The sequence below is a fragment of the Streptomyces sp. JK94 genome, assembly GCF_053613315.1.
This window is the reverse complement of sequence record NZ_JBSICH010000014.1, coordinates 138,955-154,573: the sequence shown is the minus strand read 5'-3', so window position 1 is coordinate 154,573 and position 15,619 is coordinate 138,955. Positions and strand designations below refer to the sequence as shown.

Here is a 15,619-nt window from a genome sequence, read left to right as displayed (position 1 = left end):
TCATGACCGAGGCGCGTGCGCGGGCCCGGACGGAGCGTGGGGAGTCGCGGTTCGCCCAGGGTTTCGCCCTGTTCGCGGAGTGCCTGCTCACCGGCGTGTGGATCGCGGTGGCCGCGCTGCCGCTGGTCACCTACCCCGCGGCGTTCGCGGCCGGTGCGCGGCACCTCGGACGCCGGCTCGCCCACGAGCGGGGCGGCTGGCGGGAGTTCGCTGCCGACTTCCGGGCGGCGCTGCGGCACGGGTGGATCGTCGGGCTCGCCGGGTGGGCCGCCCTGGCCGCGGTGTGGGTGGACGTGCGGGCCGTGCGCGACGGTCTGCCGGGCGGGCCCCTGGTGGGCGCCGTCGGCGTGCTCGCCCTGATCGGCGCGGCCGTGGCGGGGCTGCGCGCGGCGGCGTCCTGGCGGCCCGGCGCCTCCTGGCGGTCGCTGCTCGCACAGGCCGGCCGCCGCACCGTGCTCGACCCCGCGGGCTCCTTCCTGATCGTCGGCGGGCTGGCCGTGGTGGTCTGCTCCGCCTGGTTCAGCGCACCGCTGGCGGTCGCCGTCCTGGGCGCCGTCGCGGCGGCGGCCGTTGCCGTGGAGGAGCGCTACCGCAGCCGCTGACGGCGGCGCCCACGCCCCGGACCGGCGCCCCCGGCGCCGCAGCTCTACCTGTCATGCCCTTGACACCCCCGGCATACGCACGGAACGGAAAGGAAAGGCCATGTCCCCCATCCCCCGCAGGTCCCTTCTCAAGGCGGCCGCAGTCGCCGGAGCCGCCGCCCAGTTCAGCTGGGCCCTGGGCGCGAGGAACGCCCAGGCCGCACCCGTCGCCGCGGCCGGCGACGCCGACCCCGTCACCCTGACCTGGCTGGAGGGCGGCGGCCTGGGCGCCGCCCCCGGCTCCACCGTCGGCGTCCCCTGGCCCAGGGGCACCTACCGGGCGGACCAGTCGTTCGCCGTCACGGACGCGGACGGCAAGGCCGTACCGGCGCAGTCCTGGCCGCTGGCGTACTGGCCGGACGGCTCCCTCAAGTGGACCGCGCACGCCGTCGGCACGGGCAACGGCGAGCTGACGCTGTCCGCCGGCACCCCCGCCGCGCCCGCCCGGAAGGTCACCGTCGACCGGCGCGGCGGCACCATCGACATATCGACCGGCGTCATCACCGCGAGAATCGGCACATCGGGATCGACCCTGATCAAGTCGGTCACCAGAGGCTCCACCGAGATCGCGAAGAACGGCCGCCTCGTCCTGCTGCGCCAGCCCGAGATCGAGGACGGCGACCAGGGCACCGTGAAGCACGAGCGCTTCGACGGCGCGATCGACGAGGTGAAGGTCGAGCAGGAGGGCCCCGTCCGCGCCGTCGTCCGCATCGACGGCAAGCACCGCAAGGGGAACCGCGGCTGGCTGCCCTTCTCCCTCCGCCTCTACTTCTACGCGGGAGCCGACTCCTTCCGCATGGTGCACACCATCACGTTCGACGGGAAGCAGGAGCCCGGGAAGGCGAGCGGCGACTTCATCCGCGGCCTCGGCGTCCGCTTCAGCGTGCCGATGCGCGACGCGTCCTACGACCGGCACATCCGCATCGGCGGAGAGGGCACCGGCCTGCTGCGCGAGGCCGTCAAGGGCATCACCGGCCTGCGCCGCGACCCCGGAGCTGCCGTACAGGCGGCGCAGTTCGCGGGGGAGAAGCTCCCCGACCCCGCCACCTGGGACCAGCGCGTCACCACCCGCCTCCAGTACATCCCCGAGTGGGGCGACTACACCCTCTCCCAGCTGTCCGCCGACGGCTTCACCCTGCGCAAGCGCACCAAGAAGGGACACGGCTGGATCGGTGCCGGCGGCGGACGGCGAGCCTCCGGTTTCGGCTACGTCGGCGGAACGAGCGGCGGACTCTCCTTCGGACTGCGCGACTTCTGGGAGAAGTACCCCGCCCAGCTCGACATCCGCGACGCCCAGACCGACGAGGCCGAGGTCACCCTCTGGCTCTGGTCGCCCGAGGCACAGCCGATGGACCTGCGCTTCTACCACGACGGCCTGGGCCAGGACACCTTCCCCGAGCAGATCGAGGGCCTCAACATCACCTACGAGGACTACGAGCCCGGCTTCGGCACCCCCTACGGCATCGCCCGCACCTCGGAACTGCTGTTCTGGGCCAACGCCGCCACCCCGAGCGCCGAGAAGCTCGCCGAGCAGGTCGAGGCGGTGCGCGTCCTGCCGCAGCTCGCCGCACCGCCGGCGCAGCTCATCAAGTCCAAGGTCTTCGGTCCCGGCCTCTACTCCGAGCCCGACCGCTCCACGCCCGCCAAGGCGAAGATCGAGGACCACCTCGACTTCCTCTTCACCTACTACAAGGACCAGGTGGAGCAGCGCCGCTGGTACGGCTTCTGGGATTACGGCGACATCATGCACACCTATGACGCCGTCCGGCACCAGTGGCGCTACGACGTCGGCGGCTACGCCTGGGACAACTCCGAACTCTCCCCGGACCTCTGGCTCTGGTACGCCTACCTGCGCTCCGGCCGCGCCGACATCTTCCGCTTCGCCGAGGCCATGACCCGGCACACCGGCGAGGTGGACGTCTACCACCTGGGCCAATGGGCCGGGCTCGGCACCCGGCACGGCGTCCAGCACTACGCCGACAGCGCCAAGCAGCAGCGCATCGCCAACACCACGTACCGCCGCTTCTACTACTTCCTCACCGCCGACGAACGCGTCGGCGACCTCATGCACGCCAACGTCGACTCCGACGAGACCTTCCTCGCCCTCGACCCGCTCCGCAAGATCCGCACCGAGCCCTACACCCCCGACCGCAACGCCCTGTCGGTCGGCTTCGGCACCGACTGGAGCGGCCTGGTCTCGGCCTGGCTGACCGAGTGGGAACGCAAGGGCCCCAAGTGGGAGAAGGCCAGGGACCGCGTCCTGTCCACGATGGAGACCATCGCCGCCCAGCCCAACGGCTTCGTCCAGGGCAGCGGCCTGTACGACCTCGACACCGGCAGGTTCGCGATCGCCGACACCCCCAAGGTCGGGGTCTCCCACCTGTCGGCCGTCTTCGGCCTCAACGAACTGTGCGCCGAGCTGATCGACCTGGTCGACATGCCGGAGTTCGACGAGGCGTACTACGACTACTGCCGCTACTTCAACGCCTCGAAGACGGAGCAGGCGGCCCGGTACGGCAGCAACTTCGGCAGCCTCATCCTCTTCCAGGGCCACTCGCGCCTCGACGCCTACGCCGCGGTGCAGACCGGGGACGAGAAGCTCGCCGCGCGCGCCTGGCAGAAGTTCTACGACTCCGACGGCTACAAGGAGTCGGCGCCCTGGCGGACCGAGAAGCTGAGCGGTCCGGCCGCGCTGGTCCCGGGCAGCGAGGCGAGCTGGGTGTCCACCAACGAAACCGCGCTCTACGGGCTCGCCGCCATCGAGAACCTGGCACTTCTGGGCGACAGGATGCCGTAGCCCGCACGTGACGGACGCGGGTACGGGCACACTCCGGTACGTGGACTGGAACCATCACCGATTCCGCAGCCTGTGGCCCCTGCCCGCGCCCGTCCCGGCCGTCTACCGGGAGCTGGAGCGGATCGACGACTATCCCCGCTGGTGGCCCCAGGTGCGCGAGGTCACCCGGCTCGACGACACCGGCGGAGTCGTCCGCTTCCGCTCCCTCCTCCCGTACGACCTGACGGCGACCCTGCGCGAGGAACGGCGCGACCCGGCCGCGGGAGTGCTGGAGGTCGCGATGAGCGGCGACATGGAGGGCTGGGCGCGCTGGACGGTCGGCCCGCACGGCTCCGGCACCCTCGCCCGCTACGACCAGGAGGTCCACGTGCGCAAGCCGCTGCTGCGCCGCCTGGCCGTGCCGGGACGGCCCCTGTTCCGGGCCAACCACCGGCTGATGATGCGGGCGGGCCGGCGCGGACTGGCCGCCCACCTGGAAGGCGGCCGCCCGGCGGTTTGAAGGAAACGTGCCGGGGCCTGTATGGTTCAGTGCGTTCCCGGGCGATTAGCTCAGTGGGAGAGCGCTTCGTTCACACCGAAGAGGTCACTGGTTCGAACCCAGTATCGCCCACCGGGAAAAGCCGGTCCGTCGCACGACGGACCGGCTTCTTCGTGTGCGCGCGCCGTCACGCCGCCGCCGCCGGCAGGCCGGGCCGCAGCGGCCAGGCCGGGTCGACCGCCTCTTCCGCCCCGTTGAGCGCGAACCACACCTGCCCGCGCGCCTGCCCCGCGTGCCACACCGCCTGCAGCGTGTGCAACTCGGCCGCCGAGAGGCGTTCCAGCCGTGCCGGGAAGCGTCGCCCCACCGCACGTACGACCTCCAGCGCGGCTTGTGCGTCGGCCACCGCCTCGTGCGCGCCCGCCGCCTCGACGCCGTAGTGCGCGCACAGCTCGGTGAGGGTGCGGCGGCCCGTGCGGCAGCGGTCCAGGTGCTTGTCGAGCACGAGCGGGTCCAGGACGTGCAGGGACGTCCGCTCCAGCCAGCGGCCCAGCGACGAGGCGCGGTGCCGGCGCAGCTCCCGGTCCAGCAGCGTCAGGCAGAACGGCGCGTTCATCACCACGAGCGGACGCCCCGCGCGGGCCTGCTCGCTCAGCGCCTCCGCCATCTCGTACAGCACCGGCGCGGGCCAGCGGCCGTGGCGCTGCAGATGCTGCTCCGTCAGTCCGTGCACCGCCGTCGCCGCCTCCGGCACCGGCACGCCCGGATTCACCAGCCACCGGGTCACCCGAGGCCTGAGGCCCGGGGCGTCCTGGACGACGAGGGCGGCCGACACGATCCGGTCGGTCTCGGCGTCCACACCCGTCGTCTCCGTGTCGAAAGCGGCCAGGGGCCCCTCGAACCAGCTCGTCATAGGGCACTCAACTCCTCGTCCGGGAACGGTGGCTGACGCGCCGTCCGCTGTCCCGGTTCGGTGATACCCGGGCTGTTTGCGCCGTACGCCGGAAGAACACCACAGGATCGAGGATCTTCGCAGTTCACAGGCCCGCAGCGGGAACACGCCGGTTCTGGACACGTCAGCCACAGCGCCCCCGGGCACACGGTCGACGACGCGGTCGCCCTCAAGGCGCAGCTCAAGGCGACGTACCGGATCCCGCAGCGCCCACCGGGCCGCTTCTTCTCCTTCACGCTCGACGGGGACCACCTGGCGAAGCCCGCCCGCCCCGCCGCCCGCGGGATGCTGCTCTCCCGCGCCGCGCCCTGCGACGAGATCCGCCGGGCGCGACGTGCCGGCCGGGTCCGGTGGCGCCGCCTCGCGGACCGCGCGGGAGCGGCTGCGCTCCGCCGTCCGCGGGATGCCGCTCGCCGGAGCCCTCGCCACGCGCGCGGGCGGGCCGCCAGGGCGCCCGGCACCGGCGCGCCGCAGCCGGGCGACGGAGGCCGGCGGCGGGGAGGGGCCGCGGGGGCCGGCCGCCGGTACTGGTTTCGCGGTGCACGGGCCCGGGTCGGTAAGATCGCCCTCACGCGTGCGCTCCGGTATGGCGCCGCGGCCCCACCTTCAGTCAGGAGAGACCGGTGTCAGACGTCCGTGTGATCATCCAACGCGATTCCGAGCGGGAAGAACGCGTGGTGACGACGGGCACCACGGCGGCCGACCTCTTCGCCGGCGAGCGCTCGGTCGTGGCCGCCCGGGTGGGCGGCGAGCTGAAGGACCTCGCCCACGAGGTCGAGGACGGCGAGACCGTCGAGGGCGTCGAGATCTCCTCCGAGGACGGCCTGAACATCCTGCGGCACTCCACCGCGCACGTCATGGCGCAGGCCGTGCAGGAGCTGTTCCCCGAGGCCAAGCTGGGCATCGGCCCGCCCGTCCGGGACGGCTTCTACTACGACTTCGACGTCGAGGAGCCCTTCACCCCCGAGGACCTCAAGCGCGTCGAGAAGAAGATGCAGGAGATCCAGAAGCGGGGCCAGCGCTTCTCCCGCCGTGTCACCAGCGACGACGCGGCCCGCGAGGAGCTGGCGGACGAGCCGTACAAGCTGGAGCTGATCGGCCTCAAGGGCAACGCGGCGCAGGCCGCCGACGGTGCCGACGCCGAGGTGGGCAGCGGCGAGCTGACCATCTACGACAACCTCGACGCCAAGACCGGTGATGTGTGCTGGAAGGACCTGTGCCGCGGTCCGCACCTGCCGACCACGCGGAACATCCCGGCCTTCAAGCTGATGCGCTCGGCCGCCGCCTACTGGCGCGGCAGCGAGAAGAACCCGCAGCTGCAGCGGATCTACGGCACCGCCTGGCCGTCCAAGGACGAGCTGAAGGCGCACCTCGACTTCCTCGCCGAGGCGGAGAAGCGGGACCACCGCAAGCTCGGGTCCGAGCTGGACCTGTTCTCCTTCCCCGACGAGCTGGGCCCCGGCCTCGCGGTGTTCCACCCCAAGGGCGGAGTGATCCGCAAGGTCATGGAGGACTACTCGCGCCGCCGGCACGAGGTCTCCGGCTACGAGTTCGTGAACACCCCGCACATCTCGAAGGAGCACCTCTTCGAGGTCTCCGGGCACCTGCCGCACTACGCGGAGGGCATGTTCCCGCCCATCCAGTTCGACGAGCAGAACTACCGCCTCAAGGCGATGAACTGCCCGATGCACAACCTGATCTTCAGGTCTCGCGGGCGTTCCTACCGTGAACTGCCGCTGCGGCTCTTCGAGTTCGGGACCGTGTACCGGTACGAGAAGTCGGGCGTGGTGCACGGCCTGACCCGTTCACGCGGCTTCACCCAGGACGACTCGCACATCTACTGCACCAAGGAGCAGATGCCGACGGAGCTGGACACGCTCCTGACCTTCGTCCTCGACCTGCTGCGCGACTACGGTCTGAACGAGTTCGAGCTGGAACTGTCGACCCGGGACGAGTCCGACAAGTTCATCGGCACCGACGAGGACTGGGCGGAGGCCACCGAGGCCCTCCGCCAGGCCGCCGAGAAGCAGAACCTGCCGCTCGTCCCGGACCCGGGCGGCGCCGCGTACTACGGGCCGAAGATCTCCGTCCAGGCCAAGGACGCCATCGGCCGGTCCTGGCAGATGTCGACCATCCAGGTCGACTTCAACCAGCCCAAGCGGTTCGGCCTGGAGTACACGGCCGCCGACGGCTCCCGTCAGCAGCCCGTCATGATCCACCGGGCGCTGTTCGGCTCCATCGAGCGCTTCTTCGGCGTCCTGCTGGAGCACTACGCCGGCGCCTTCCCGGCCTGGCTGGCGCCCGTCCAGGCGCTCGGCATCCCGATCGGCGACGCGCACGTGCCCTACCTGCAGGAATTCGCCGAGAAGGCGCGCGCCGCCGGGCTGCGGGTGGACGTGGACGCGTCCTCCGACCGGATGCAGAAGAAGATCCGCAACGCCCAGAAGCAGAAGGTGCCCTTCATGGTCATCGCGGGCGACGAGGACATGGAGCACGGCGCCGTCTCCTTCCGCTACCGCGACGGCTCCCAGGAGAACGGCATCCCCGTCGACGAGGCCCTCGCGAAGATCGCGAAGGTCGTCGAGGACCGGGCGCAGGTCTGATCCGAGGCTCCCAGGGCCCCCGGGGGAGATCCCGGGGGCCTTTCCCTGCCGCCGCGCGCGACGCCATATGCTGCACGCATGACGAGTGAGCCGGAGCAGCAGATCGGAGTGGGGACGCAGGACGCGTTCCAGCGCCTGTGGACGCCCCACCGGATGGCCTACATCCAGGGGGAGAACAAGCCGAGCGGCCCGGGGGCCGACGACGGCTGCCCCTTCTGCTCGATCCCGGCCAAGTCCGACGAGGACGGCCTGGTCGTCCGGCGCGGCGAGCACGTCTACGCGGTGCTCAACCTGTACCCGTACAACGGCGGCCACCTGATGACCGTGCCGTACCGGCACGTCGCCGACTACACCGGCCTGACCGACGTGGAGACCGCGGAACTCGCCGAGCTGACCAAGCAGGCGATGACGGCCCTGCGCACCGCCTCGGGCGCCCACGGTTTCAACATCGGCATGAACCAGGGCTCCGTGGCCGGCGCGGGCATCGCCGCCCACCTCCACCAGCACGTCGTGCCCCGCTGGGGCGGGGACACGAACTTCATGCCGGTCGTCGGCCACACGAAGGTGCTGCCGCAGTTGCTCGGGGACACCCGCACGATGCTGGCGAAGGCGTGGCCGGCGGGCTGATCCCCGTCGACGGCCGCGTCGTCCGGACCGTCCGGCGCTCCGGGCCGAGGCGCCGTTCGGGCAGCCGGGCCCGTGGGCGCCCCGAACCCCCGGGACGCCCACGGTGCGGTACCCGGCCCGCCCCGTGGCCTACGCGTTGTACAGGTCCGCCTTCCCCGGCGACGGGTCCTGCACAGCAGTGCTGAGGAACGCCGACCGCGACCCGAACTTCTCCGTGTCCACGCCGTTCTCCTCCAGCACCTTGATCGCCGCCGAGTGCACCACGCGCAGCACCGGCGCGGCCGCACGCAGGGCGTCGTCGGCCATGAAGCGGTGCCGCCACGGCTGGTCCGCCCACGCGTGCCGCAGTCCGAAGGGCTCCGGCAGCCCGATCGTGCCGCCCAGCCAGTTCAGCAGCGGCGGATACCAGGTGAGCGGGGCGCGGACCGCGAGCCGTACCACCTCGTTCGCGGTGACCAGCGGGAGCATCACCTTGCGGGTCTCCCACGGCTTGAACGACTTGGCGACCTCCTTGGAGGGGGCCTCCGGCTTGGTGGTGAAGAGCGGGTTCACCGGGCCCAGGGCGTGTCCCGTGACCTCGACGCGCAGCGTCTCGTGCAGCACCGTCACCGTGATCAGCATGGTGATGACCAGCTGGCCGTCCCACAGGGTCCACTGGACGCCCAGGTAGTGCCGGTCGCCCGCCCCGAACTGCTGCTTGTTGCAGATGTCCTGTATCGCATGCGGCTTGACCTGGTACGCCTCGACGTCCGTGCCCCCCGGACGGGACACCGCCTTGGCGTTCTCGCCGATCGGCGTCACGACCCAGTGCCGGATGGACGGCTTCGGGAAACCGCCCGTGTTCAGCGGACCGCGCTCCAGCATGCGCAGCTGGTCGTGGATGGACCGGACGACGTCCCAGCTGCGGAAGGGGTGGATCTCCCGGGTCGGGTCGGCCGGCACCAGGTTCTCGGCGAGCTGCCAGCTGCCCCAGCGGGTGCCCATGCCGAGTATGCCCTTGGGGCCGGCGTAGAAGGCCGAGTTGGACTGCTGCTCGGCACCGAGCTGGGCCAGGGACTGGCGCAGTTGCTCGGCCGCCGTCTCGCCCGGGTTGCTGGGCACCGCCTCCGGGATCTTGGCGCCGACGCCGCTGCCCGAGAGGAGGCCGGCCCAGCGCTCCCGCAGGTCCCGCGCCGTGCCCTCGCAGATCCGCTTGGCCCAGAACCAGCCGACGACCGGCATGACCACCGCCGCGCGCGCGTACCAGCCCCAGAAGCCGGAGAAGGGCATCTTGACGAGGAACAGCACGGCCAGCGCCGCGATGGCCACGAGCACCGCGGTGCCCAGCGCCCCGGCCTGCCTGCTCTCCGCCTTGGCGACGGTGGTGCGGATCTGGAAGCCGAGCAGCCAGACCAGCATGCCGGGCAGGAACAGCAGCCCGCACAGCACGATCACCGTGGACAACCGGGCGTCGCGGGCCTTGCGTATGCCGTTGGCGGCCAGACAGTGCTCGACGACCACCTGCGGCTCGGCCCCGAAGGACTGGATGAGGGGTTTGCGTCCGCCGCCCAGCATCCGGTCGGCCACCGCGCGGGCGAACGCCTCGCCGAGGTTGGGGCGGAAGATGGTGGCCCAGGACCGGCCCGCGTTGACGGCCGTCTGGTGCCACTCGTTGTCGGCCTTCTTGATCTCCTCCATCGGGCTGTCCCGGTAGGCGGCCGAGGCCAGCGCGAAGGTGGCCGTCTGCCCCCCGCCGTCCGTACGCGGCACCTGCGGCCCGAAGAAGTCCGCGTAACCGCCGTCAACGGTCATTCCCGCCCCCGATCGCCCACCACTGTCGTCCTGCGGCCTTCCCGACTTCCCCGCCCCGCACACCTGTTGATCAGGTCATCAGCGTATCCGTCGGCACCGGCATGCGTCACCGGACGCCCAAAGGCGTTTTCGGGCGCGCGGGTTGGCCCCTGGTACGCGCCGTCGTGCGCCGGGGCGGCACCGCCGGAGCGGAGGGGCCCGCGCGGGCCCCGGCGGCGCTACGACGCGGCCCGCGCCTCCTCCCGCAGACGTTCTGCGACCTGCTGCGGCATCGGTTCGTGTCGCGCGTAGCGGCGGTCGAAGCGCGCGGTGCCGTGCGAGAGGGCGCGCAGGGCCACGACGTACCGGCCGAGCTCGATCTCGGGCACCTCGGCCCGGACCACGGTCCGCCCGCCGCTGGTCTGCTCGGTGCCGAGCACCTTGCCGCGGCGCCCGGACAGGTCGCCCATGACGGCGCCCACGTACGCGTCGCCGACCAGGACGCTCACCTCGGCGACCGGTTCCAGCAGGTGGATCGTCGCGTCGGCCGCGGCCTCCCGCAGCGCCAGCGCGCCGGCCGTCTGGAACGCGGCGTCGGAGGAGTCGACCGAGTGCGCCTTGCCGTCGAGCAGCGTCACCCGCACGTCGACCAGCGGGTGACCCGCGGCGACCCCCTTGGCGGCCTGCGCGCGCACGCCCTTCTCGACGGACGGGACGAACTGCCGGGGCACCGCACCGCCGACCACCTCGTCCACGAACTCGATGCCCGAACCGTTCGGCAGCGGCTCCACCTCGATCTCGCAGACGGCGTACTGCCCGTGCCCACCGGACTGCTTGACGTGCCGGCCGCGCCCGGCCGCCCTGCTCCCGAACGTCTCCCGCAGGGGGACCCGGCGGGAGACGACGTCGACCTGGACGCCGTACCGGCCGCGCAGCCGTTCGAGCGCCACGTCGGCGTGGGCCTCGCCCAGGCACCACAGGACCACCTGGTGCGTGTCCCGGTTCTGCTCCAGGCGCATCGTCGGGTCCTCGGCGACCAGCCGGGCGAGCCCCTGGGTGAGCTTGTCCTCGTCGGCCTTGCCGTGCGCCTCGACGGCCACCGGCAGCAGCGGGTCCGGCATCTCCCACGGGGCCATCAGCAGCGGGTCGTCCTTGGCCGACAGCGTGTCCCCGGTCTCCGCCCGGCTCAGCCTGGCCACACACGCCAGGTCGCCCGCGATCACGTGCGGGACCGGTCGCTGCTGCTTGCCGAAGGGCGTCGACAGGGCGCCGATCCGTTCGTCGACGTCGTGGTCCTCGTGGCCGCGGTCGGCCGGCCCGTGCCCGCAGACGTGCACCGTCTGGTCGGCGCGCAGGGTGCCGGAGAAGACGCGGACCAGCGAGATCCGGCCGGCATACGGGTCGGAGGACGTCTTGACGACCTCGGCGACCAGCGACTCGTCGGGATCGCACGTCCGCAGCTCGCGGGGGGTGCCGTCGGGCGTGGTGACCCGCGGGGCCGCGCGCTCCGGGGGCGTCGGGAAGCCGCGCGTGACCAGCTCCAGCAGCTCGACCGTGCCGAGCCCCTGGCGGGCGCCCTCGGCCGCCGGGGCGGCGGCCAGGACGGGGAAGAACACCCCGCGCGCCACGGCGCGTTCCAGGTCCTCGACCAACGTCTTCAGGTCGACCTGCTCACCACCGAGGTAGTGCTCCATGAGGGTCTCGTCCTCGCTCTGCGAGATGATCCCCTCGATCAGCATGGAGCGGGCCTCGTCGATCAGCGGCAGCCGGTCCTCGCCCGGCTCGGACTCCTCGCGCCCGCCGGACGCGTAGTCGAAAAGCTTCCGCGACAGCAGCCCCACGAGTCCCGTCACGGGCGCGTGCCCGTCGGGCGCCTGCGGCCCGTGCAGCGGCAGGTACAGCGGGAGCACGGCGTCGGGGTCGTCCCCGCCGAACGCCTCCGCGCAGATCCGCGTCATCTCCTCGAAGTCCGCGCGGGCGGCCTCCAGGTGCGTGACCACGATGGCCCGGGGCATGCCGACCGCGGCGCACTCCTCCCACAGCATGCGGGTCGAGCCGTCCACCCCGTCGGAGGCCGAGACGACGAAGAGGGCCGCGTCCGCCGCGCGCAGACCGGCCCTCAGCTCACCGACGAAGTCGGCGTACCCGGGCGTGTCCAGGAGGTTGACCTTGATGCCCTCCCATTCGACCGGCACCAGCGAGAGCTGCACGGAGCGGTGCTGCCGGTGCTCCATCTCGTCGTAGTCCGAGACACAGCCGCCGTCCTCCACGCGGCCCGCCCGGTTCAGCGCCCCCGCGGTCAGCGCGAGAGCCTCCACCAGAGTCGTCTTGCCCGCTCCCGAGGGGCCGACCAGCACCACGTTCCGTACGGACGCGGGACGGTCGGCCGCCGACGCCCTTCCGGCGGCTCCGGGGTGGGTGTGTGCCTTGTCGCCCATGTCCTAGCCTCCCGTGCACGGTGAGGTCGCCGTGGGCGCGGACACGCGGGACCGCGTGCACTGGCGGCTCCGGCGACGCCCGCGGTCCTTCGAGCTTTCCACTCCCGTCCCGCGCCGTCCATACGAGCGGCGCGATCCCGCCGCCCGCCCGCCGGGGGTCAGGGTGCCCGGCCGTCGTCCCCCCGCGCGCGTGGCTACGATGGGCCAGCCGGTGGCCAGCAGGGGCCGCGGCCACACCGACCGTCGGGAAGGCCATGCTGAACAAGTACGCGCGTGCATTTTTTACGCGTGTCCTCACACCGTTCGCCGCGTTTCTCATCCGCCGGGGCGTGAGTCCGGACACGGTCACGCTGATCGGCACCGCCGGTGTGGTCGCGGGAGCGCTGGTCTTCTACCCCATGGGTGAGTTCTTCTGGGGCACGGTCGTGATCACGCTCTTCGTCTTCTCCGACCTCGTCGACGGCAACATGGCACGCCAGCTCGGCCGCTCCAGCCGCTGGGGCGCGTTCCTGGACTCCACGCTGGACCGGGTGGCCGACGGCGCGATCTTCGGCGGATTCGCCCTCTGGTACGCGGGCGCCGGTGACGACAACGTGCTGTGCGCCGTGTCGATCTTCTGCCTGGCCAGCGGCCAGGTGGTGTCGTACACCAAGGCGCGCGGCGAGTCCATCGGCCTGCCGGTCGCCGTCAACGGACTGGTCGAGCGCGCCGAACGGCTCGTCGTCTCGCTGGTCGCCGCGGGTCTCGCCGGGCTGCACGCGTTCGGTGTGCCGGGCATCCAGTACCTGCTGCCGATCGCCCTGTGGATCGTCGCCGTCGGCAGCCTCGTCACGCTGGTCCAGCGCGTCGTCACGGTGCGCCGGGAAGCCGCCGAGGCGGACGCCGCCGCGCAGCGGAGCCAGGGCACCGAGGCGGCCACGTGAGCGCTCGGGACCGGTTGACCGACGCCCTGTACGGCGCCGGCTGGAGCACCGTGAGGAAGCTCCCCGAGCCGGTCGCCGTGCGGCTGGGCCGCGGCATCGCGGACCTCGCCTGGAAGCGGCGCGGCCCGGGTGTACGGCGGCTGGAGAGCAACTACGCGCGCGTGGTGCCGGACGCGGGCCCCGAGCGGCTCGCCGCGCTCTCGCGCACGGGCATGCGTTCGTACCTGCGCTACTGGATGGAGTCCTTCCGGCTCCCGGCGTGGAGCGAGGAGCGGATCAGGGCCGGAGTGACCGTCAAGGACCTGCACCACCTCACCGACGGCCTGGACGCGGGCAAGGGCGTCGTCCTGGCCCTGCCGCACCTGGCCAACTGGGACCTCGCCGGCGCCTGGCTCACCACCGGGCTCGGCATCCCCTTCACGACGGTCGCCGAGCGCCTCAGGCCGGAGACCCTCTACGACCGCTTCGTCGCCTACCGCGAGGGCCTCGGCATGGAGGTGCTGCCGCACAGCGGCGGCTCGGCCTTCGGCACCCTGGCCCGGCGGCTGCGCGACGGCGGCCTGGTCTGCCTGGTCGCCGACCGCGACCTGTCCGCCTCGGGCACGGAGGTCGACTTCTTCGGCGAGACGGCCCGGATGCCCGCGGGACCGGCCCTCCTGGCGCTGCACACCGGCGCACGCCTGCTGCCGGCGACGCTCTGGTACGACGACTCGCCCGTCATGCGGGGCCGGGTCCATCCGCCGGTCGAGGTTCCCGAGTCGGGCACCCGCGCCGAGAAGACCTCCGCCATGACACAGGCGCTGGCCGACGCCTTCGCCACGGGAATCGCCGACCACCCGGAGGACTGGCACATGCTCCAGCGCTTGTGGCTGAAGGACCTCGACCCGGCGAAGGCACCCGCGGACCGCGAACGGGGTGCCTCGTGAGGATCGGCATCGTCTGCCCGTACTCCTGGGACGTGCCCGGTGGCGTCCAGTTCCACATCCGGGACCTGGCCGAGTACTTCGTCCGCCTCGGCCACGAGGTGTCCGTCCTCGCCCCCGCCGACGACGACACCCCGCTGCCCCCGTACGTCGTCTCGGCCGGCCGCGCGGTGCCGGTTCCGTACAACGGCTCGGTGGCCCGGCTCAACTTCGGCTTCCTGTCGGCGGCGCGGGTACGGCGCTGGCTGCACGACGGCGCCTTCGACGTCGTCCACATCCACGAGCCGACCTCGCCCTCGCTCGGCCTGCTCACCTGCTGGGCGGCGCAGGGCCCGATCGTGGCGACCTTCCACACGTCCAACCCGCGTTCCCGCGCGATGATCGCCGCGTACTCGATCCTGCAGGCCGCCCTGGAGAAGATCAGCGCCCGGATCGCGGTGAGCGAGTACGCCCGCCGCACGCTCGTCGAACACCTCGGCGGCGACGCGGTCGTCATCCCCAACGGCGTCGACGTCGACTTCTTCGCCGGTGCCGAGCCCAAGCCCGAGTGGCAGGGGGACACGATCGGTTTCGTCGGCCGCATCGACGAACCCCGCAAGGGCCTGCCGGTGCTGATGCGGGCGCTGCCGAAGATCCTCGCCGCCCGCCCGCGGACCCGTCTGCTGGTCGCCGGGCGCGGTGACGAGGAGGAGGCCGTGGAGAGCCTGCCGCCGGAGCTGCGCTCCCGGGTGGAGTTCCTCGGCATGGTCAGCGACGAGGACAAGGCACGCCTGCTGCGCAGCGTCGACGTGTACGTGGCGCCCAACACCGGCGGCGAGAGCTTCGGCATCATCCTCGTCGAGGCCATGTCGGCCGGTGCCCCGGTGCTCGCCTCCGACCTCGATGCCTTCGCCCAGGTCCTCGACCGGGGAGCGGCCGGCGAGCTGTTCCCCAACGAGGACGCCGACGCGCTCGCCGGCGCGGCGGTACGGCTGCTGGCGGACCCGGAACGCCGGGCCGAGCTGCGGGCGCGGGGCAGCGCGCACGTACGGCGCTTCGACTGGTCGACCGTCGGTGCCGACATCCTCTCCGTCTACGAGACGGTCACGGCGGGCGCGGCGGCGGTGGCGACGGACGACCGGGCCACGGGACTGCGGGCGCGCTTCGGCCTGGCAAGGGACTGAGGACCGGGGGCCACGCTCCAGGAGGCCCCGGTTGCCGGCCCGTCCGGTGTCCGGTGTCCGAGGGCGAGGGCGCCAGGGGTGAAGCCCCGCGGATGGTGCGGTTCCCGGGGGTTTTGGTGAGGCCGGCGGTCGTCGGGGGGTGCGCTTTCCGGGGGTTTTGGTGAGGCCGGCGGTCGTCGGGGGGTGCGCTTTCCGGGGGTTTTGGTGAGGCCGGCGGTCGTCGGGGGGTGCGCTTTCCGGGGGCTCCGGTGAGGCCCGCGGCCGTCAGGGGCTTGGCTCCCGGCCTCCTGGGCGGCGCCCGCGC

11 protein-coding genes, 1 tRNA gene and 1 pseudogene are annotated in these 15,619 nt (G+C 72.5%); 10 read left to right on the top strand and 3 right to left on the bottom strand.

Going from position 1 to position 15,619, the window contains the following annotated elements; genetic code table 11:
- The first annotated feature begins 2 nt into the window (after positions 1-2).
- The 4 genes from ACVV2G_RS13845 (at position 3) to ACVV2G_RS13830 (ending at position 4,048) form a co-directional block, all read left to right on the top strand.
- Positions 3-602 carry a hypothetical protein gene (locus ACVV2G_RS13845; protein WP_453842979.1) on the top strand — a complete coding sequence of 200 codons (600 nt, stop codon included), beginning with the start codon at positions 3-5 and terminating at the stop codon, positions 600-602.
- A 100-nt stretch (positions 603-702) separates the two neighbouring features.
- Positions 703-3,438 (top strand): exo-rhamnogalacturonan lyase family protein, encoded by a 2,736-nt coding sequence (locus ACVV2G_RS13840; protein WP_453842978.1) that lies wholly within the window; start codon positions 703-705, stop codon positions 3,436-3,438.
- Positions 3,439-3,478: 40 nt separating this feature from the next.
- Positions 3,479-3,937, top strand: a complete 459-nt coding sequence (locus ACVV2G_RS13835) for an SRPBCC family protein (RefSeq protein ID WP_453842977.1) — start codon at positions 3,479-3,481, stop codon at positions 3,935-3,937.
- Positions 3,938-3,976: 39 nt separating this feature from the next.
- A tRNA-Val gene (locus tag ACVV2G_RS13830) sits at positions 3,977-4,048 on the top strand.
- 55 nt (positions 4,049-4,103) lie between these two features.
- On the opposite strand, the gene ACVV2G_RS13825 is transcribed toward ACVV2G_RS13830, so the two are convergent.
- Positions 4,104-4,829, bottom strand: a complete 726-nt coding sequence (locus ACVV2G_RS13825) for a 3'-5' exonuclease (RefSeq protein ID WP_453842976.1) — start codon at positions 4,827-4,829, stop codon at positions 4,104-4,106.
- Positions 4,830-4,988: 159 nt separating this feature from the next.
- On the opposite strand from ACVV2G_RS13825, the pseudogene ACVV2G_RS13820 reads away from it, so the two are divergent.
- From ACVV2G_RS13820 to ACVV2G_RS13810, 3 genes and pseudogenes are all read left to right on the top strand, one after another.
- Positions 4,989-5,138: pseudogene (locus tag ACVV2G_RS13820) on the top strand (DUF4365 domain-containing protein); the annotation flags it as partial.
- Positions 5,139-5,491: 353 nt separating this feature from the next.
- Entirely contained in the window at positions 5,492-7,471 is a 1,980-nt protein-coding gene (thrS, locus tag ACVV2G_RS13815; RefSeq protein WP_453842975.1) for a threonine--tRNA ligase, read from the top strand.
- Between the two features lie 78 nt (positions 7,472-7,549).
- Complete coding sequence (locus ACVV2G_RS13810; protein ID WP_453842974.1) at positions 7,550-8,098, top strand: HIT family protein; 549 nt, start codon at positions 7,550-7,552, stop codon at positions 8,096-8,098.
- Positions 8,099-8,227: 129 nt separating this feature from the next.
- Here the strand turns inward: ACVV2G_RS13810 and ACVV2G_RS13805 are convergent, their stop codons facing one another.
- Complete coding sequence (locus ACVV2G_RS13805) at positions 8,228-9,889, bottom strand: hypothetical protein (protein WP_453842973.1); 1,662 nt, start codon at positions 9,887-9,889, stop codon at positions 8,228-8,230.
- A gap of 218 nt (positions 9,890-10,107) precedes the next feature.
- Positions 10,108-12,306, bottom strand: a complete 2,199-nt coding sequence (locus tag ACVV2G_RS13800) for an elongation factor G-like protein EF-G2 (RefSeq protein WP_453842972.1) — start codon at positions 12,304-12,306, stop codon at positions 10,108-10,110.
- Between the two features lie 254 nt (positions 12,307-12,560).
- Here ACVV2G_RS13800 and pgsA point away from each other — a divergent pair, with 254 nt between their 5' ends.
- The 3 genes from pgsA to ACVV2G_RS13785 are packed head-to-tail and all read left to right on the top strand — an operon-like array spanning position 12,561 to position 15,315.
- Entirely contained in the window at positions 12,561-13,229 is a 669-nt protein-coding gene (pgsA, locus tag ACVV2G_RS13795; protein WP_453842971.1) for a phosphatidylinositol phosphate synthase, read from the top strand.
- Positions 13,226-14,155: a phosphatidylinositol mannoside acyltransferase gene (locus tag ACVV2G_RS13790; protein WP_453842970.1), complete on the top strand. Its 930-nt coding sequence runs from the start codon at positions 13,226-13,228 to the stop codon at positions 14,153-14,155. Before pgsA ends, ACVV2G_RS13790 begins: the two co-directional genes overlap by 4 nt.
- Positions 14,152-15,315 (top strand): glycosyltransferase family 4 protein, encoded by a 1,164-nt coding sequence (locus ACVV2G_RS13785; RefSeq protein WP_453842969.1) that lies wholly within the window; start codon positions 14,152-14,154, stop codon positions 15,313-15,315. Before ACVV2G_RS13790 ends, ACVV2G_RS13785 begins: the two co-directional genes overlap by 4 nt.
- The last annotated feature ends 304 nt before the right edge of the window (positions 15,316-15,619 follow it).